Raw genomic sequence first — 18477 nt, 5'->3', positions numbered from 1 at the left:
CCTTTCACACCCTTGCCGCATCCATCCCGACCCTCGCCGTCCTGGCCAGCACCTCCGCCGTCTCCCCCAGCACCGGATGCACCCACGCGGGCGCGATCTCCGCCAACGGCCCCATGACGAAGCGGCGTTCGTGGGCGCGGGGGTGTGGGAGGGTGAGGTCAGGGTTGTCGAGGATCGTGCGTCCGTAGGCGATCAGGTCCAGGTCAAGGGTTCGGGGCGCGTTGCGGGTAGTGCGGCGGCGGCCGAGCGCAGCCTCGATCGCCAGCAGGGTCTCCATGACGGCGGCAGGATCGCGGTTCGTCTCGACAATGGCGACGCCGTTGCGGTAGGCAGGCTGGGTCGGGTCGGGCCAAGCGGCGGATCGCCACCAGCCGGAGCGCGCCAGGATCGGCAGGCCTTCGGCGGCTAGCCGTAGCAGGGCGGCCTCCAGGAGATCTTCGGAGGTGCCGAGATTGCTGCCCAGCGCGACGATTACCGCCCGATCAAGGTCGAGGATGTTCAACGAGATGCCCTGTCGCCCTGCCAGCGCCCGACCTACACCGGAGACGCCAAAGTGACCACGCCTGCCGAGGCGCCAGCCGACTGCCCGCTCTGCCCCCGGCTGGTGCGGTATCGCGATGACAACCGCCGTTCGATCCCGGCAGGGTTCAACGGCGCCGTGGCCTCGTTCGGGGATCCGGAGGCCCGGCTGGCGGTGGTAGGCTTGGCGCCCGGACGGATGGGGGCCAACCGGACAGGCCGACCATTTACCGGCGACGGCGCCGGGGTATTGCTGTTTGATACCCTGCTGAAGACTGGATTTGCGACGGGGACCTATGCGGCGCGGCCTGACGACGGCGTGCGGCTGGTCGACTGCATGATCACCAATGCCGTGCGCTGTGCGCCACCGGCCAACAAGCCTGAAACCTCCGAGGAAAACGCCTGCCGTCCGTTCCTGACGGCCAGGCTTGGCGCACTGCGCCGGCTGAAGGTGATCGTGACCCTGGGCGATGTGTCGCGGCGCAATGTGCTGAAGGCGCTGGGGCTGAAGGCTTCAGCGGGGTTGCCGGGTCATGGGACGGAGTTTCAGGCCGGACCCTATGTGGTGCTGAACAGCTATCACTGCTCGCGGCTCAACACGAACACAGGACGGCTGACGCCAGCGATGTTCGAGGCGGTGTTTTGGCGGGCGCGGACGCTGATCGAGGCTTGAGACCGATTGACCGGGCGCAGGTTATGTCCAATGGCTGCTGCAATCTTCTAGTTGAAAGACCGAAAAGTGCCTGTCTCCCGTTTCGTGTCGCTCGGTCTTGTCGCCACCCTTCTCGCCACCTCCGCAGGTGCCGCGCCGAAGCCTGATCCGGCGTTGAACGCCCAGGCGCTGGAAATACTCAAGCGGGGCATCGCATTCCGGACAGTGGCCGGCGGCGATCAGTTCATTCCCTATGCCGAGTACCTGAAGGGCGTGCTGGTGGCAGGTGGGTTCAAGCCCGAGGAAATCACCATCGAGCCGATGGCCGGAACCGCGTTCCTGCTGGCCCGCTATCCTGGCAAGGACCCCGGCAAGAAGCCGATCGTGATCTCCGCCCACATGGATGTGGTCGAAGCCAGACCCGAGGACTGGACACGGGATCCTTTCACCCCGGTGATCGAGAACGGCTACATCTATGGCCGGGGCGCGACGGACAACAAGTTCGAGCTTTCGGTCATGGTGGCGACGCTGGCCAAGTTGCGCCGCGAAGGCTGGAAGCCTGGTCGAGATGTAATCCTGGCGCTGTCCGGCGACGAAGAGACCGTCATGGCCACGACCGCCGTGATGGCCCAGCGGCTGAAAGGCGCCGAGATGGTGCTGAACATAGATGGTGGCGGCGGCAGCATCATCAACGGCAAGCCGGCCGTCTATGATATCCAGGGCGCCGAGAAGACCTACGCCGACTTCGAGATCACCGTGACCGATCCCGGCGGCCATTCCAGCCGCCCCACGCCGACCAATGCGATCTATCGGCTCTCCCGCGCGCTGGACCGCCTGGCGGCCTATCGGTTCCCGGCGATGCAGAACGAGATCACCAGGGGCTCGATGCTGGCGGATGCGGCGAGCACATCCGGCGTCATCGGCGATGCGCTGCGGCGCTACGCGAACAACCCGGCCGACGCCGACGCGATGGAAATCCTCAGCAAGGACACCCAGCAGAACCCTCGCCTGCGCACGACCTGCATCGCCACGATGATTCAGGGCGGGCACGCGCCCAACGCCCTGCCCCAGCGGGCCACAGCGACCGTCAACTGCCGCATCTTCCCCGGAACGCCGGCGACAAGCGTGCGCGAGACCCTGGTTCAGGTGATCAACGACCCCAGCGCGACCGTGACGCGGCTGGCGGACGGTTCGGTGGACAGTCCGCCTTCGCCTCTGCGCGCTGATGTGATTGCGGCGGTCACCAAGGCTGTGAAGGCCCGCTTCCCCGGCGTTCCCGTCGTGCCGTCCCAGCAGGCCGGGGCGACCGACAGCATGCACTTCCGCGCGGTCGGCATCCCCAGCTATGGCGTCTCCGGCATGTTTACCCGGCCGGGCGAATCCTTCGCGCACGGCCTGAACGAGAAGGCGCCGCTGGACACCCTGGACGGCAGCCTGGCGCACCACGAGAGCCTCTTGCGGGATCTGGCGAAGTAGTCAGCGGCTCCAGTAACGATAGGGCCAGACCGGCTGGAATCCCGCCTTGCGGTAGAGAGAACGGGCGTCCTTGTTGTTCTCTTCGACCTGCAGAAACACGCGGGTGATTCCGCGGGCCTGCGTGGCCCGTCCCAGAGCGGCGAGAACCTGACTGCCCAGGCCCCTGCCCCGGCATTCCGCGTCGGTGCGCATGCCGTGGATGCCCGCCCAGCCATGGCCGAAGGTCACACACCCGACAGCGACGGTGCGGCCATCCTCGCGCACGCAGCCGTACATCGCATCAGGCGATCGCGTCAGTGCTGCCACGCGGCTGACGCCGTCCTCAGGATCGAATCCCGGCCCCAGAAACACGGCGCCCCAGTCGTCGTCGGGCGTTGTGAGGAGTTCTCCCGGTTGGTCGCGCAGCCGGGCCAATCGGTCAACATCTCCGACCTCGACCATCGTCGGCTTGCCAGTCATATAGCCCCGGGTTGCGAGCGCGTCGCGAACGACCCGAAGACCCGGCTTGTCGGGAACACGAAAGGCCGGAGCCAGGCCCGCAGTCCAGTAGGCGGCTTCGATTTCGCTCAGCGCAGAGGCGTCGAGGTCGTGGCGGAGCGGTACGGCGCTCTTGCCGCGCTGGATCGCGCCATCATCAAGCGGCACGAGCCAGCCGCCGACTTCCACCATTCCGGCAGGCGCCACGCCCTCGACCGTGGCGCGCTCGAGGCTCTCGATATCGGCGGGCTTCACCTAGCCCCTGTCCTTCATGAGCCGGGCCTTGTCCCGCTGCCATTCCCGGGCGGCGGTGGCTTCGCGCTTGTCGTGTTCCTTCTTGCCCTTGGCGAGGCTGATCTCGAGCTTCGCCATGCCCTTTTCGTTCCAGTAGAGCTTGGTGGGGATGATGGTGCGCCCGTCGCGCTGGACGGCGCCGATCAGCTTGTCGATTTCCTTGCGCTTCAGCAGCAGCTTTCGATGGCGCCGGGGCTCGTGATTGAAGTGCGGACCAGCCTGCGCGTAGGGCGGGAAGTCGGCGTTGACGAGCATGATCTCCTTGCCTTCCACTGCCGCATAGCTCTCGGCGATGTTGGCGCGACCCACGCGCAGGGATTTGACCTCGGACCCGGTCAGGGCAAGACCGGCCTCGAATGTCTGCTCCAGAAAGTAGTCGAACCGGGCGCGGCGGTTTTCCGCAATGAGCTTGCCGGCCATCAGATCAGTCCCGCATCCCGCATCCCGGCCAGCACTTCGACGCGAGCCGCCTCCGAGCATGCGACGATCGGCAGACGGGCGTCCTCGGCGCAAAGGCCAAGGTGCGCCAGGGCGAACTTGGTGGGCGATGGTGAGGCATCGGAGAACAGTGCCTTGTGCAGGCGGATCAGTGCGTCCTGACCCTTGAGCGCCGCGGCCCAGTCGCCGGACATGGCGTCGTTGTAGAATCGGGCGCAGGACTTGGGCGCCACATTGCAGGTGACGGAGATGGCGCCATGGCCGCCGTGAGCCATGTAACCCAGCGCCGAGTCGTCGTTGCCCGACAGCATGACCCATTCATCACCGCACCAGATACGCTGGAGGCTGGCGCGGGTCATGTCGCCGGTGGCGTCCTTGATCCCCACCATGTTGGGCAGTTTGGCCAGGCGGGCCAGGGTCTCGTTGGAGATGTCGACGCTGGTCCGGGCGGGCACATTGTAGATCAGCACGGGCAATTGCACCGCATCGTTGATCGCGCGGTAGTGGGCGTAGAGCCCCTCCTGGCTGGGGCGGTTGTAGTAGGGCGTGACCACGAGGGCCGCGTCAGCGCCGACCGTCTTGGCGTGATGGACCAGTTCAATGGCTTCCGACGTCGAGTTCGAGCCGGCGCCGGCGATAACCGGCAAGCGCCCGCCCGCCACCGCGACGCAGAGCTCGACGACGCGACGGTGCTCGTCATGACTGAGCGTGGCCGTCTCGCCTGTCGTGCCCACCGGCACCAGGCCGTGGACGCCACCCGCGATCTGGCGTTCGACCAGCGCCACAAAGGCGTCCTCGTCAAAGGCTCCGTCGCGAAATGGAGTGATGAGCGCCGGCATGACGCCGCGAAAGAGAGGATCAGACATGGGGATAAGCAAATGACCGTGAAATTGCCGCAAGGCGATGCGACGTTCAGATTTGGCGCGACAATATGTTGCGGCAGGCTTAGCCCGCAACGCCGATTCCGCGCAGTGTTGAGTCGGATGGAGGTTGATTGAACGTCCGGACCCGAAATCTGTTGCTCGCCGGTTGCGGAATCCTGATCGCAACGACGGTGGCGCGCGCGCAGTCACTGGACCTCATCGGCGACCTGATCAGCGCCGCGAACGCGCCGGGCGCTGTTCAGGAACCCCCTGTCCGACAACAGACCGTAGCTCGCCCCCTGAGCGATTCAGACCAGAATCTGTTTCGCGCCGGCCTGGCGGCGGCGCGGCGCGGCGATGTCTCGGGCGCGCGACGGGTGATCAATGATCTTTCCGACCCCGTCGCGATAAAGACCGTTACCTGGGCGCTCGTAGACGCCAACGCAGGGGCGCTGGGTTTTGCGGAGCTGGACGCTGCGCGGCGGGATCTGGAAGGCTTCCCGAGGCCAGGCCGCCGCCAGGTGGCCGCCGAGCGCGTGGTTGAATCCTCCGGCAAGTCGCCCGCAGACATCGTGGCGTGGTTCGGTGGCCAGGAACCACAGTCTGTGCAGGGCGCGCTGGCGCTGGCCTCGGCCTACCGCAACCTCGGCCGGCAGACCGAGGCCGCTGACCTGATACGCACATGGTGGCGGACCCGAAGCTTCGAGGCTGACGCCCAGCGCCTCGTGCTGTCGCGATTCGCCGATGTCCTGACGGTGGACGATCATCTCCGGCGCGCCGACGTCCTGCTTTACGGCGCCCAGGGACCTGCGGCCCGGGATATGCTGGCCCTAATCCCGGCAGAGCAGCAACCGGCTGCGTTGGTCCGGATCGCGCTCCGCTCGGATAGCCGCGCGGCGGACGACGCCTTTGCGAGCCTTTCGCCAGAGATGCAGGTCAGTCCTGGAGTCGCCTACGAACGCGCGGCCTCGTTACGCCGCCGTGGGCGTGAGAGCGAGGCCATGGCGCTTTTGCCCATGTTCCCTCGCGAGATGATCACCGCCGATGGCGCCGAGAGGATGTGGAACGAACGCTACCGGCTGACGCTGCTGGCGATCCGGGCAGGCGACTGGCGCAGCGCCTATCAGGCGGCTGCCAATTCCGGGCTCTCCGTGGGTACAGACGCCACTGAGGCGGAGTTCTATGCCGGCTGGATCGCACTCAACCGCCTGCAGGACCCCGTCGCAGCCGCCCGGCATTTTGCGACGATCGAGCGGATCGGGTCTTCTCCCATCACCAAGGCCAGGGCGTTCTACTGGCAGGGACGCGCGGCCGAGGTGCGCGGCGACAGGGCCGCAGCCGATGTCTTCTACGATCAGGGCGCCCAGCACGGCACCACCTTCTATGGCCAGCTTTCCGCCGAAAAACTCGGACGGGCATTGGTGCTGCCGAAGGACCCTGAGCCGGCCGACGCGGACCGAGCGGGTTTTGAGGGCCGCGATGCTGTCCAGGCTATGAGAATGCTGGCGGATCAGGGGCAGCGCGACCTGTTCCGCGCCTTCGCGCTGCACATCGACGATACGGTGCCCACGACGGTGGAGGCCGCCATGCTGGTGGACGCCATCCGCGGCTACGGCGATCAGGACACGTCGATGAAGGCTGCGCGCGCGGCGGCGACGAGGGGATTGATCCTGGCCGACCGCGGCTATCCGATGCGGAGCACGCCGGCGGTTCCTGGCGCACCCGAACCGGCGCTGGTGTTGGGCATCACACGTCAGGAGAGCGGGTTCGATCCCGGTGTCCGCTCCGAGGCCGACGCCCGGGGCATGATGCAACTGCTACCGTCGACCGCATCCAGCGTGGCGAGGCGTATGGGACTGGGGTTTTCGGCCGCTCGGCTCTACGAGGCCGAATACAATATGCAGCTCGGGTCATCGTTCCTGGGCCAGCTGGTAGACCGGTTTTCCGGCTCCTACATCATGGCTTCCGCCGGCTACAACGCCGGGCCCGGGCGGCCTCCACAGTGGGTAGCCTTCTGCAGCGATCCACGTGCCGGATCCGCTGATCCTCTGGATTTCATCGAGTGCATCCCGTTCTCGGAGACGCGCAACTACGTCATGCGGGTGATGGAAAACATGCAGGTCTATCGGGCCAAGCTGAACGGAGGCGCGGTCCAGATCACCCTGGCCCGCGACCTGCGCCGGGGCAGCTACAACTATGCCGCCACCGACGCCGGTGTTTCCGCCAGCAACCCTTAAGCCGGGATCGGCGTCCCGCCGGTGAGGTAGTCCATCTTGCCCAGTGGCACGCCCTGGGTGCGCAGGATGCCGTAGGCTGTGACAACGTGAAAATAGAAGTTGGGCAACGAGAAGCGCATCAGGAAGTCCGCGCCCGTGAACGTCATCGTGCGGCCCGGGAGCGGCAGTTCGATGGTCCGGGTCTCGGCGCCGTCCAGCTGACTGCGCTCGATCGTCTCGACGAAGGCGATGGTCTTCGCAAGGCGTTCCTTGATCTCGGCCCAGGTCGTTTCGGTGTCGGCATAGCTGGGCGGCGTGACCCCGGCCAGGCGCGCTGCCCCGCCCTTGGCAGAATCGCTGACCATCTGGATCTGCCGGATCAGGGGATGCATGTCAGGCGCCAGTCGCGCCTCGAGAAACGTTGAAACATCGGCGCCGGATGTGCCTGCATGCCCCTCGGCCTTGGCCAGCAAGGCCGCCAGATTTCGCATCATCTGCAGATAGACCGGGATCGAGGCGTCGTAGATCGAGAAGGACATGATGGAGTTCCAAGCCGGGGAATGAAGGTCAGACACATGGGGCGAAACGGGTTTCGCCCCAAGGGTTTTCGCGCTCACGCGACAGGCATGTGTCGCCATGACGCCTGAATCAGGACATCCGGCGCCATATCGATTGCGACAAGGGTCATGGGCTCACCCGGCGTTGGACCCTAAGCCTTGGTGCGCCATCGATCATCTCCAACGCGCCATCCAGATTGAATGCGGCCGCCAGCATCTCCGAGCTGAGCGCGCCCAGCGGCGTCGCGTCCGCCGCGATACGACCATGATGCAGCACCACCAGACGATCACAGAAGCGCGCGGCCAAAGAGAGGTCATGCAGGGTCAGCACAACAGCTGCGCCGCGCCGGGTCTCCTCACGAAGTAACTCCATCGCCAGAAGCTGGGCGTCCGGATCCAGACCGGCGATGGGTTCGTCAGCCAGCAGCAACGGCGCGCCCGTCACCAACAGCCGGGCCAGCAGGACGCAGGCGCGTTCGCCCCCCGAAAGGTCGAGGACTCCCCTGTGCCGGACATCATGGAGGCCAACCCGCAACAGGGCCGCGCCTGCCGCTTGTTCCGCCTCTTGCGGGGCCAGATCGACCGCACCCAGGGCTGCGATCCTGAGCGCGGACATGTTCCAGCCTACGTGGCGCTCCTGCGGCAGATAGGCGGCCAACCGCGCCCGGGCGGCATCGGACAGGCGGTCCAGCGGTCGACCGGCGAGCTCAACCTTCCCTGCCTTGAGCGGAACAAGGCCGAGGGCGGCGCGCAGCAGGGTGGTCTTGCCCGCGCCGTTCGTGCCCACGACGCCGATCATCTCGCCCGCAGCTACAGTCAGACTGGCGGCGTCAAGCACCGGACGATCGCCGCGGATGACCGTGACGCCCTGCACCGACAGCGCCGTCATCCGCGCCAGCTCCGGGCCGCGCGCCAGGCGATCGTGGCGAATAGGGGCGCGCCGAACAGGGCCGTCATTACGCCCAGCTTCAGTTCCACGTCGGTGGGAATGACCCGGGCTGCGATGTCAGCCAACGCCAGCAGCACAGCCCCGGTGAGCGCGGAGGGCAGTAGCACCCTGCCCGGATCGCCGCCCAGCGCGGCGCGAACCAGATGCGGCGCTGCAAGCCCCACGAAACCGACGATGCCCGCCATGGCGACCGACGCGCCGGTCAGGAGCGACGCACCGGCCACAGCTGCGGCGCGGAGGCGGGTCATGGGCAAGCCGGAAAGTGCGGCTGTCTCCTCGCCCAGCGTCAGCATCGCCAGACCCCGCGCCGCGTACCCGCACAAGACGATCCCCAGCCCCAGGGCCGGGAGTTGTCGGATGATATCGTCCCAGTCCCGATTGGCTACCGACCCCAGCAGCCAGGAGAACACCTCGGCCAGCGTGACCGGTGACGGTGCGAAGTTGAAGACCAGCGACGTCAACGCCCCCAGAAAAGCCGACAGGGCCACCCCGAACAGGATCAACACCTCAGGCTCGCGAAACCGCGACGCAATGACCGTGAGCAGCGCGCCAACCCCCAGAGCCGCCGCCATCGCCGAAACCTCGATCAGGCCAGGGCTCGCCGCCAGACCCAGCGAGATCGCCAGCGCTGCGCCCAGGCCCGCGCCACCAGAGACCCCGAGCACCCCGGGATCGGCCAGGGGGTTTCTCAACAGTCCCTGCATCACTGCGCCGGCAAGTCCCAATGCAGCGCCCACAACCAGTGCTGCGACCGTACGCGGCAGCCGGATGTTGAATACGACCTCATGGGCGCCGGAGGAAGGGTCGGTCAGCGCCAGGACGAACTGGTCCGCAGAGAGGGGCGACTCGCCCAACAGCAGGCCCGCCACAGCCAGGCCAGCCACCAGGCCCAGAAGACCCAGATTGATCGCCAGTGGCCTCATGGCCGGGCCACCAGCGCCAGGCGCTCCACCGCGTCGCCGGCGCTGCCATCCGGGCAGCTGAGCAGCGCCGCCGGCAGGGCGGCGAGCGTGCGCGTCTCGAGGGCATCGCGAAGCAAGCGATGACCGCCGATACCCCATCGGTCTGTGGTCGCCTGCCGGGAGTCGAAAAACCCGAGCACCAGGGCCTGGGGCGGAGCCAGCGCGAGGCGCTCCAGCGACACCGTCCGGAAGCCCGCCCGGGTCTCGGCGTTGGTGAAGCCGGCAGCGCGCAGGATGGCGTCCACCAACGTGCCGGGCCCCGTCGTCGCGCCGCCCGGCGTAAGGTAGAGCGCTTCCCGCCCGGCCCAGGCGTTGGCCGCCCGGTTGAGCTGGCCGTCGAGCCGGGCCACCAGCCGCTCGCCGGCTGCGCGCTGTTCCAGCGCTTCGGCTACCTTGCGGATATTGGCGCGGACGGCCGCGAAGTCGTTTGCCTCATCTACACTGACCACCTGCACGCCACGGGTCTGAAGGGCCTGAACCAGCCGGGGCTCCCCGCCCCAGTACCGGACCACCACTTCAGGCCGCGCCGCCAGAACGGCTTCCAGGTCGACGCGGCGCTTTGGCAGACCCTTGGCCGCAAGCCGGAGGCGGGAGTCGGCATCATCGGCGCGACTTGAGACGCCCACGATCACATTGCGCGGGCTGAGCGCCATGACGAACTGGTCGGCGCACTGGTCCAGCGACAGAACGCGGGGCGCGGCTTGCACTCCCAGCGGCGCCGACATCAACACCATGCCCAGGATCAGTCGATGACCAGCCCGTAAAGCATGCCGTCCAGCGTCACGGTCATGATCTCGTCCAGGTCGTCCCAGCCAAAAGCGGGACGGCTTGCGGAGAGCGCCACCACGCCATGACAGGCCATCCACAGCGCCTTGGCCGCCGTGTCGCCCGTGCCCTTCCGCAGGCGGCCGCTGGCGGCTACCTCGCGCACCACGTCGAAGAAGGTGTCGTAGCATTGGCGGCTCAGGTCCGTGGCGCCCTCGGGCCAAGGGGTGTTCGATACCGGACCCCGCTGACAATAGACAAGCTCATAGGCGTTCGGCTGTTCCAGCCCCCACTGCATGTAGGCCTCAAGCATCATCCGAACCCGCACCACCGGATCAAGGGGCAAGCCCGCGATCTCGCTGTTTCGGGCCAGCAGCACCCGGAACGTGATCTCGGTGATCTCGTGGAGGATCGCCGCCTTGTCCGGAAAGTGCATGTAGAGGGCCGTCGAGGACACGCCCACCTCGTCGGCGATGCGACGGATGGTGGCGCCCTCATAGCCTTCGGCCACAAAGATGCGTTCGGCGGCTTTCAGGATCTCGGCCCTGCGAAGGTGGCCGTCCCCTTTCGCCTTGCGCGCGGTTTTCCGCGTCGCAGCTGCGATCATGCTCATGGAGTCTCCCCACTTCATTAGCAGGCACAGCGGAGCCTAATTCCGGGCTGATGACAAGCCTTTGTCACATGAGCGCAATAATCCACGATCAGGCGGCGAGGGCTGGACGCGCGGGCCGGGTTCGGCTTCAAGGTCGCTCATGAACCCGCCCCGGATCGCCGAGACGCCTGGCGTGATGCGCACTACCGGCTGGGCCGACTACGCGCTGCTGGATAGCGGCGGCGGGCGGAAGCTCGAGCGGTATGGCCCCTATCGCGTGGTCAGGCCAGAGCCCCAGGCGATGTGGACCCCTCGTCTGCCCCCCGCAGACTGGGAGGCCGCCGACGCGGTGTTCGACCCCACCGATGAGGACGAGGCAGGCAACTGGCGGTTCCGGGAGCGCCTGCAGGAGAGCTGGCAGCTCGGCTGGGGCGAGGTGAAGTTCCATGGCCGGTTTACGGCGTTCCGGCATCTGGCGTTCTTTCCTGAGCAGGCGGCCAACTGGGCTTGGCTGGATGGTCAGGTGAGGGCCGCCGGCGGACAGCCCCGGGTCCTGAACCTGTTTGGATACACCGGGGTCGCAAGCCTTGTGATGGCCTCGGCCGGGGCCGCCGTGACGCATGTAGATGCCTCGAAGAAAGCCGTCGGGTGGGCGCGCGAGAATGCCGAGCTTTCCGGCCTGGCGGATCGTCCGATCCGCTGGATCACCGAGGACGCACGCAAGTATGTCCAACGCGAGGTTCGGCGAGGGTCGCAGTATGAGGGGATCATTCTTGACCCGCCCAAATATGGACGTGGCCCCACGGGTGAGGTGTGGCGGCTGTTCGAGGATTTACCCGAACTTGCCGAGCTATGCGCCCAACTTCTTTCCGGTAATTCCAGCTTCCTTGTCCTGAACGCCTATGCCGAGCGTATCTCCGGCGCGGCGCTGGCCGGGTTGTTGGCGGATAAACTGGGTTCGCGTGGCGGCGGGATCGAATGGGGCGAACTGGCCCTTGCTGAGGATACGGGCGACCGGGCCATAGGCATGAGCTTTTACGCCCGGTGGGCGCCGTGAGCGCGCGCACCATCACCTCGCTCACAAACCCGACGGTCAAGGCCGTCCGCGCCCTGCACATGCGCAAGGAGCGCGATGAAACGGGGCTGTTCGTCGCCGAGGGCCTGAAGACCGTCATTGAAGGCGTCGAAACAGGCCATGCGCCGAAGGTCCTGATGTACGGTCAGGGCGCTGCGGACCACCCCCTGCTTCAGAACGCGATCCGGGCGACGCTGCAGGCCCGTGGCGAAGTGATCGAGGTGACGCAGGACATCCTGGCCAAGGTGTCGCGGCGGGACAATCCACAGGCCGTGGTGGGCGTGTTTTCGCAGGTTTTCAAACCGCTCACGGCAATCGAACCGGCGGCCGCGCCGTGCTTTGTGGCCCTGCATCGGGTGCGCGACCCCGGCAATCTGGGGACCATCATCCGCACCGCCGACGCGGCAGGGTGCGGCGGCGTGATCCTGGTGGGTGAATGCTGCGATCCCTGGTCCGTTGAGGCGGTGCGCGCCACCATGGGCTCGATCTTCGCCGTGCCGCTGACGATGGCGACGGAGGCGGAGTTTACCGACTGGCGCGCGACCTGGCCGGGCTCCGTGGTGGGCACCCTGCTCTCCGCTGAAGTCGACCATCGCGAGGCGGTCTACGCAAGACCGGTTTTGCTGTTGATGGGCAATGAGCAGCAGGGCCTGACGCCGGACCTGGCCGCGCTGTGCGACGTCAATGTGAAGATTCCCATGCGTGGCCGGGCCGACAGCCTGAACCTGTCTGTCGCGACGGGCGTCATGATCTACGCGGCGACGGGGTGATCGGAGGAATTCATGCGAACCTGGATGATCGGTCTCGTCATGAGCGTGACAATGGTTGGTCCGGCCTCCGCACAGACCGCCACGGCGCCAGCCAACCCGGTCATGGCGCAGATCTTCGCAGAGGATCAGGCAGATCGCGCCGCCGGGTAGAGCATCGATTGGACGAAAGTTGGTCCGAGAGACGATAAGCGACGGACCGCCGTGCGCAAGCTACTCGCGGATGGGGCTTTGTCCACGGCCGCGGATTTCCGGGCCGCGGCCTTTGTGTTCCAGCATGGCGGTGAGCCAAACGACTATCTGCTGGCGCATACGCTGGCGATGATCGCGGTCGCCAAGGGCGAGCAAGCTGCACTGTGGATCGCGACGGCGACCCTCGACCGGTATCTGATCGCGGTCGGCCGGCCGCAAATTTATGGCACTCAGTATAGCCGCGACCGGGCAACGCGCGCCTGGACGCAGGAACCCTATCAGCGCGATCTCGTCTCGGACGCTCTGCGGGCGCAACTCGGGGTCAAGACCTCGGTCGAACAGGCGGCACAGCTAGCCGATTTGCAGACGAAGGCCGCGCCCAAGCGCGAGCAATAGGTTTGCTATGACAATTGACGACATAGACAACCTATGCTATGTACTGTCATATGTCGAAAGCGACGCTCATTCTGCATCGCAAGCGTCTCTTCGACGACGGATCGATTTCGGAGATCAAACTCTGGCAGGTGATTGCGCCGGTTCGGGGTTCATCACATGATTTCAAGTACAGCCTCTATTATGGAAAGCCCGGGGAGCGCTGGGTCGGCTACGACAACGAAGCGGGCAAAGGCGACCATCGGCATCTGGGAGGCCAAGAGACGCCCTATCTCTTCACCTCACCGGAGCAACTTGTGTCGGACTTCATGGATGAAGTTCGCGCAGAACGCCTGAAGCGATCCTGGAAGGACTAAGTAATATGAGCCGTTTGACCGTAACCGTTGGCGGAACACTTGGAGACGACCTCTCGGCCTTTGTCGGCGCCTGGCGCCGGGCCGAGCGTGGTGAGGCTGTGGCCGACCATGTGTTGGCTTTTGAAAGCTGGGAAGGACTGGCGCGGGTCATGACCGGCGAGCGGTTCCGTCTGCTGCGCCACCTTCATGCTCACCCCGAACCGTCGGTGTCGGCGTTGGCGCGGGCGCTGGGCCGGCAGTATCGGCGCGTGCACGCGGATGTTACGGCTTTGGAAGTGGCTGGACTGCTGGATAGATCATCCGGCGGTGTGCGGGCGACAGCGGACCGGATTACGGCCGAGTTGAGACTGGCGTCTTAGCGTCGGGCGCCTCGAAGTTGCGCGAATGAACGGAACCCTGAGTTCGTCAGGTTGATCGCCTTGACACTCCACACGGCGCAGCGGCTTTGCATAGCACGCGGTCGGTTTGGCCGTTCGGGGGCTATTGCGGTTGAAACTCAAGTTCTGCCTCGGCGCGCTTGTTCCAGCCTCGCTTATCGTCAGCACCCCGGCCCTCGCCCAGCGGTCAGCTGAGAACGCCGTCGCCGCCGCCGATGATGCTTTCGGCAGCACCGTCGGCACGGAAAAGATCGGTATCTACAATGATATGGAGGTGCGCGGCTTCAACCCCGTTCGCGCTGGAAACCTGCGCATCGAGGGCGTGTATTTTGATCAGGTCGCCGGGCTGACCGGCCGAGTCCGCGCCGGCTCACGTATTCGCGTAGGCATCGCGGCCCTGGACTATCCGTTTCCGGCGCCCAGCGGGATCGTGGACTACAATCTGCGGCCAGCCGGCGACAAGCCGGCCGGAAGCCTTGCCCTGTTGCGTCAAGCCTATGGCGGAGTGAATGTCGAGCTGGATGTGAGCGCTCCGATCATTCCAGGCTGGCTAAGCCTGGCCGGCGGCATAACCCGCAACCACGATGAAGCCGTCGATGGCTCGCATTTCATCAACTACGCCGCCGGTCTGCTGCCGCGCCTGAAGTTCGATCATGGCGAGGTCATGTTGCTGGCCAGCCATATCCTGCAGGCGGAAATCACCAGCCGGGTGGTGATTACGGCGCCCGGGGCGTTCCTTCCGCCGATGCCGGAGCCCCGCCGTTACCTGGGCCAGGACTGGGCCAAGGCCAGGGCCGAGAACACCAACCTGGGCTTCACCGCTAAGGCAGACCTGGGCAGCGCATGGTCGATGCGTGTTGGGGGGTTCCAGTCATCGCAGTTGAAACATCGGGGCTTCAGCGAAATCTTTGTGGTTGCCGATCCCGCCGGGAACGCGCGCCACAGCGTGGTGGCAGACCCTCGCCAGCTGCCGCGATCCTATTCAGGCGAAGTCCAGCTTGCCTGGCGCGACGATGGACCGACGCTTCGCCACCGACTGCTGTTCAATCTGAGGGCGCGCGACAAGACGGCCGAAACAGGCGGCGCCGACAGTCGTGATCTGGGACCGGTGCGGCTTGGCGACTTCGACCCCGAGGTGAAACCGGTTTTCACCTTCCGGCAGACCGACCAGAGCGACATCCGCCAGATCACCGGCGGCGTCGGCTATGTGGGGCGCTACAAGACCCTGGCGCAACTGAACCTGGGTCTGCAGAAGACCGACTACCGGGCCAGCTTCGAACGCCTCGGACGCACGACCTCAGTCACCGATCGCCCCTGGCTGTACAACGCCACCCTGGTGATTTCCCCCTCCCCGCGTTGGCTGGTCTATGGCGGCACGGTTCGCGGCCTCGAAGAAAGCGGCGTTGCGCCAGAGAGCGCGTCTAACCGGAACGAGACACTGCCAGCCTCGCGTACGATCCAGTACGATGGGGGCGTACGGGTCAAGCTATGGACGACCCAGCTCGTGGTCAGCGCCTTCCAGATCGAGAAGCCCTACTTCAGTTTCGACGCCGCCAACAGGTTCACCGATCTGGGACAGGTTCGTCACCGTGGCGTGGAGGCCTCGATCTCGGGCCCGGTCGGAAAACGGCTCAATATTGTCGCCGGAGCCGTGTTCATGCGCCCCGAAGTCACCGGCGAGGCCCGCACCCTGGGCCGCGTGGGGCCACGCCCGGTGGGTGTTGCCTCAACCCTGCTGCGTCTGGACGCCGACTACCGAACTCCGTTTGAAGGCCTGACTCTAACGGGCTCCGTCGTCCGGACCGGCCCCCGCGCAGCGTCGGCCAGACCCTATGCATCGCTGGGCGGAGCACAACTGTTCACCCCGTCCTTCACGACCCTGGACCTCGGCATGCGCTACCGGTTCAAACTGGAAGACCATCCGATCAGCGTGCGCGTGCTGATGTCCAACATCACCGACAGCCGCTCCTGGAAGATCGTCGCGGCCAACAGCTACCAGCTCAACGAGACACGGCGTCTGGCGGTGAACATACTGGCGGACTTTTAGGTCCCGCGAGGTTTGGCCCGGGCTGTCGGGGGAGCCACCGAGGGGTCCTCCGGCCACACGTGTTTGGGATAGCGGCCGCGCATGTCGGCGCGTACGTCCTTCCACGAACCCTTCCAGAAGCCCGGCAGGTCCCTGGTCGTCTGGATCGGACGGTGGCCGGGAGACAGGAGCGACATCGTCAGCGGTACGCCGCCTACGGCGGGGTGCGAGGTGAGCCCGAACACCTCCTGCACCCGTACATCCACGCGAGGCCCGGTCTCGGCTGTATAATCGATGGCGAAGCTGTTCCCGGTCGGCGCGGTCCAGCGTGCCGGGACCTCGGCGTCGAGGCGGCGCTGCAATTCCCATGGGATCAACGACCGAACCGCATTGTCCAGGGCGTCAGGTTTCAGAGCATTGAGCGCACGGACCCCGACAAGCATCGGCGCCAGCCAGTCGTCCAGGGTGGCCACCAACGCGGCGTCTGACAGATCCGGCAAGACGGCGTCCCGGGCGCGCAGGAAGGCGGCGCGTTCGCGGAGGGCTGCCGTGGCAGAACTCCAGGGCAAGCTCGCCAATCCATCACGACGGACCCGATCGGCCAGGGCCCGGGCGATCAGGGCCGGGTCGGGATTGTCGAGGATCTCCTCGCGCACCGTCAGTCGGCCCAGGCGGGTCAGGCGCTTGGCGCGCAGGCGTCCCTGACCTGTCTCCTCGAGACGATCCTCGATCTCGAACTGGTGCTCAAAGGCCGCCAGTTCGGCGGGATCCAGCGGCGCGGCCAGCAGGATGCGGTCGCGGCGGTCGCCGCCGCCCAGTTCAGCCACCGCCAGCCAGGGTTCGCGGGCCAGGGCGTCTGTGGGTTCAAGAAAGGCCCCGCGACCGGAAACCAGCTGAAACTCCCCCTGCCCGCCACGCGCCCTGGCCACGCGCTCGGGATAGGCAAAGGCTAGCAGCAGGCCGTCGGACAGCGGTTCGGCGTCTCCCGCCTTCGCGGCGAACCGCGCCCATCGGTCGGCCAGCGCCCGGGCATCGCGGACGCGCGGCGAGCGGTCGCGGTCGAGGCCCTCCAGGCGATGGCGCAGGTCGACGTCGCGACCGCCGAGACCACGCTCGGTGATCAGTGCGGCGATGCGGGCGGCGCGCAGAGCCTGACCGGTGTCTGCACCCTTCAACACCATATGCGCCAGCCGTGGCGGCAGGGGCACGGCGCTCAAGGCGTGACCATGCGCGGTCAAGACGCCCTGACTGTCCAGCGCGTCCAGGCGGGAGAGCAGCGCGCGGGCCTCAGTGAAAGCCGCGGCGGGTGGCGGATCAAGGAATGCCAGATCGGCGGCGTTTTTCGCGCCCCAACGGGCAAGGTCCAGCGCCAGGCCCGAGAGATCGGCGTCGAGGATCTCCGGATCCGCATAGGCCGGCAGCGCGCGGGTCTCTGCCTCATCCCAGAGCCGGTAGCACACCCCCGGCTCCGTACGCCCGGCCCGGCCCCGGCGCTGGTCAGCGGCAGCGCGGCTGACACGTACAGTGGCCAGGCGCGTCAGACCCGAAGCGGGATCAAAGCGCGGGATGCGGGCTAGCCCACAGTCGATCACCACCCGCACCCCCTGAATGGTCAGGCTGGTCTCGGCGATGGAGGTGGCAAGGACGACCTTGCGGATCCCCTCAGGGGAGGGACGGATCGCGCGGTCCTGGTCCCGCGGGTCCAGTGCGCCGTAGAGCGGCGCGATCTCCACATTGGGGGGCCGTCGCTCGGCGAGCCGCTCGGCCGTACGCAGGATCTCGCCCTGCCCCGGCAGGAACACCAGGAGGCTTCCAGGCTGCTCGGCCAGAGCCGTTCCCACCGCCCGAACCACCCGGTCTTCGAGGCGAAGGCGATCATCGCGGCCAAGATAGCGGGTCTCCACCGGAAACATCCGCCCCTGGCTCTCGATCACCGACGCGCCGTCCAGCAACCGCGCCACGGCCGCGCCATCCAGGGTAGCGGACATTACCAGAAGGCGCAGGTCACCGCGGAGCAGGCGCTGGGTATCGACGGCCAACGCCAGACCCAGATCGGCATCAAGGCTCCGCTCGTGAAACTCATCGAAGATCACGCAGGCGATCCCGGCAAGCTCGGGGTCCGCCAGGATCATGCGCGTGAAGACACCTTCGGTGACCACCTCGATGCGGGTGCGCGCGGAAACCCGCGACTGCATCCGGACCCGAAAGCCGACCGTCTCGCCTACCGGCTCGCCCAGCGTCGCCGCCATGCGCTCGGCGGCAGCGCGCGCGGCGAGGCGGCGAGGCTCCAGCACGATGATCCGCCCATCACCCCGCCAGACCTCGCCGAGAAGCTCCAGCGGGACCAAAGTGGTCTTGCCAGCCCCGGGCGGTGCGACAAGCACAGCGCAGGGCCCGGCGGAGAGGGCCGCCTTCAATGCGGGCAAGGCCTCGTATATCGGCAACATTCCTGCGCCTCTAGCCGCAAGCCGACGCGCCCGCCAGTGCTTGGTGCTTGACCGGACCGCTGCAAGCAAGCCACGGTCATGACA

20 protein-coding genes are annotated in these 18477 nt (G+C 66.6%); 10 read left to right on the top strand and 10 right to left on the bottom strand.

Going from position 1 to position 18477, the window contains the following annotated elements; all coding sequences use genetic code 11:
- Window positions 1-4: 4 nt before the first annotated feature.
- Window positions 5-502, bottom strand: coding sequence for a 2-amino-4-hydroxy-6-hydroxymethyldihydropteridine diphosphokinase (folK, locus tag ACIQ3B_RS07610; protein WP_397401218.1), 498 nt, complete (start codon window positions 500-502; stop codon window positions 5-7).
- A gap of 51 nt (window positions 503-553) precedes the next feature.
- Here folK and ACIQ3B_RS07605 point away from each other — a divergent pair, with 51 nt between their 5' ends.
- On the top strand, window positions 554-1192 hold the full coding sequence (locus ACIQ3B_RS07605) for a uracil-DNA glycosylase (protein ID WP_397401216.1): 639 nt from the start codon (window positions 554-556) through the stop codon (window positions 1190-1192).
- A 66-nt stretch (window positions 1193-1258) separates the two neighbouring features.
- Window positions 1259-2647, top strand: a complete 1389-nt coding sequence (locus tag ACIQ3B_RS07600; protein WP_397401215.1) for a M20/M25/M40 family metallo-hydrolase — start codon at window positions 1259-1261, stop codon at window positions 2645-2647.
- On the opposite strand, the gene ACIQ3B_RS07595 is transcribed toward ACIQ3B_RS07600, so the two are convergent.
- The 3 genes from ACIQ3B_RS07595 to dapA are packed head-to-tail and all read right to left on the bottom strand — an operon-like array spanning window position 2648 to window position 4722.
- On the bottom strand, window positions 2648-3379 hold the full coding sequence (locus ACIQ3B_RS07595; RefSeq protein WP_397401213.1) for a GNAT family N-acetyltransferase: 732 nt from the start codon (window positions 3377-3379) through the stop codon (window positions 2648-2650).
- Window positions 3380-3838 (bottom strand): SsrA-binding protein SmpB, encoded by a 459-nt coding sequence (gene smpB / locus ACIQ3B_RS07590; RefSeq protein ID WP_397401211.1) that lies wholly within the window; start codon window positions 3836-3838, stop codon window positions 3380-3382.
- Entirely contained in the window at window positions 3838-4722 is an 885-nt protein-coding gene (dapA, locus tag ACIQ3B_RS07585) for a 4-hydroxy-tetrahydrodipicolinate synthase (RefSeq protein ID WP_397401209.1), read from the bottom strand. Before dapA ends, smpB begins: the two co-directional genes overlap by 1 nt.
- Window positions 4723-4850: 128 nt before the next feature.
- On the opposite strand from dapA, the gene ACIQ3B_RS07580 reads away from it, so the two are divergent.
- Window positions 4851-6956 carry a transglycosylase SLT domain-containing protein gene (locus ACIQ3B_RS07580; RefSeq protein ID WP_397401207.1) on the top strand — a complete coding sequence of 702 codons (2106 nt, stop codon included), beginning with the start codon at window positions 4851-4853 and terminating at the stop codon, window positions 6954-6956.
- On the opposite strand, the gene ACIQ3B_RS07575 is transcribed toward ACIQ3B_RS07580, so the two are convergent.
- The 5 genes from ACIQ3B_RS07575 to ACIQ3B_RS07555 all read right to left on the bottom strand — a co-directional run bounded on the left by ACIQ3B_RS07575 (window position 6953) and on the right by ACIQ3B_RS07555 (window position 10781).
- Entirely contained in the window at window positions 6953-7474 is a 522-nt protein-coding gene (locus tag ACIQ3B_RS07575) for a DUF1993 family protein (RefSeq protein WP_397401205.1), read from the bottom strand. The genes ACIQ3B_RS07580 and ACIQ3B_RS07575 overlap by 4 nt on opposite strands.
- A gap of 145 nt (window positions 7475-7619) precedes the next feature.
- Complete coding sequence (locus ACIQ3B_RS07570; protein ID WP_397401203.1) at window positions 7620-8381, bottom strand: ABC transporter ATP-binding protein; 762 nt, start codon at window positions 8379-8381, stop codon at window positions 7620-7622.
- A complete protein-coding gene (locus ACIQ3B_RS07565) occupies window positions 8378-9364 on the bottom strand; it encodes a FecCD family ABC transporter permease (RefSeq protein ID WP_397401201.1) in 987 nt (328 codons plus the stop codon). Before ACIQ3B_RS07565 ends, ACIQ3B_RS07570 begins: the two co-directional genes overlap by 4 nt.
- Complete coding sequence (locus ACIQ3B_RS07560) at window positions 9361-10128, bottom strand: ABC transporter substrate-binding protein (protein WP_397401199.1); 768 nt, start codon at window positions 10126-10128, stop codon at window positions 9361-9363. Before ACIQ3B_RS07560 ends, ACIQ3B_RS07565 begins: the two co-directional genes overlap by 4 nt.
- A 17-nt stretch (window positions 10129-10145) precedes the next feature.
- Window positions 10146-10781: a TetR/AcrR family transcriptional regulator gene (locus ACIQ3B_RS07555; protein WP_397401197.1), complete on the bottom strand. Its 636-nt coding sequence runs from the start codon at window positions 10779-10781 to the stop codon at window positions 10146-10148.
- Window positions 10782-10920: 139 nt separating this feature from the next.
- Between ACIQ3B_RS07555 and ACIQ3B_RS07550 the strand changes: the two genes are divergently transcribed.
- The 7 genes from ACIQ3B_RS07550 (at window position 10921) to ACIQ3B_RS07520 (ending at window position 15967) form a co-directional block, all read left to right on the top strand.
- Entirely contained in the window at window positions 10921-11817 is an 897-nt protein-coding gene (locus tag ACIQ3B_RS07550; RefSeq protein ID WP_397401195.1) for a class I SAM-dependent methyltransferase, read from the top strand.
- Window positions 11814-12605 carry a TrmH family RNA methyltransferase gene (locus tag ACIQ3B_RS07545; protein WP_397401193.1) on the top strand — a complete coding sequence of 264 codons (792 nt, stop codon included), beginning with the start codon at window positions 11814-11816 and terminating at the stop codon, window positions 12603-12605. Before ACIQ3B_RS07550 ends, ACIQ3B_RS07545 begins: the two co-directional genes overlap by 4 nt.
- Before the next feature lie 12 nt (window positions 12606-12617).
- Complete coding sequence (locus ACIQ3B_RS07540) at window positions 12618-12755, top strand: hypothetical protein (protein WP_397401191.1); 138 nt, start codon at window positions 12618-12620, stop codon at window positions 12753-12755.
- Between the two features lie 78 nt (window positions 12756-12833).
- Window positions 12834-13190 carry a hypothetical protein gene (locus ACIQ3B_RS07535; protein WP_397401189.1) on the top strand — a complete coding sequence of 119 codons (357 nt, stop codon included), beginning with the start codon at window positions 12834-12836 and terminating at the stop codon, window positions 13188-13190.
- A 50-nt stretch (window positions 13191-13240) separates the two neighbouring features.
- Window positions 13241-13543 carry a DUF6516 family protein gene (locus ACIQ3B_RS07530; RefSeq protein WP_397401187.1) on the top strand — a complete coding sequence of 101 codons (303 nt, stop codon included), beginning with the start codon at window positions 13241-13243 and terminating at the stop codon, window positions 13541-13543.
- Window positions 13544-13548: 5 nt separating this feature from the next.
- Window positions 13549-13902 carry a hypothetical protein gene (locus ACIQ3B_RS07525; RefSeq protein WP_397401185.1) on the top strand — a complete coding sequence of 118 codons (354 nt, stop codon included), beginning with the start codon at window positions 13549-13551 and terminating at the stop codon, window positions 13900-13902.
- Window positions 13903-14032: 130 nt separating this feature from the next.
- Complete coding sequence (locus ACIQ3B_RS07520; RefSeq protein WP_397401183.1) at window positions 14033-15967, top strand: TonB-dependent receptor domain-containing protein; 1935 nt, start codon at window positions 14033-14035, stop codon at window positions 15965-15967.
- Here ACIQ3B_RS07520 and hrpB read toward each other — a convergent pair.
- The gene (gene hrpB / locus ACIQ3B_RS07515; RefSeq protein ID WP_397401181.1) at window positions 15964-18393 is read right to left on the bottom strand and encodes an ATP-dependent helicase HrpB; all 2430 of its coding nucleotides are present in this window, start codon (window positions 18391-18393) and stop codon (window positions 15964-15966) included. The genes ACIQ3B_RS07520 and hrpB overlap by 4 nt on opposite strands.
- Window positions 18394-18477: the final 84 nt, after the last annotated feature.

It is taken from the genome of Phenylobacterium sp. (genome assembly GCF_044358365.1).
In the GTDB taxonomy this organism is placed as follows: domain Bacteria; phylum Pseudomonadota; class Alphaproteobacteria; order Caulobacterales; family Caulobacteraceae; genus Phenylobacterium.
This window is presented reverse-complemented; position numbering and strand designations above follow the sequence as displayed.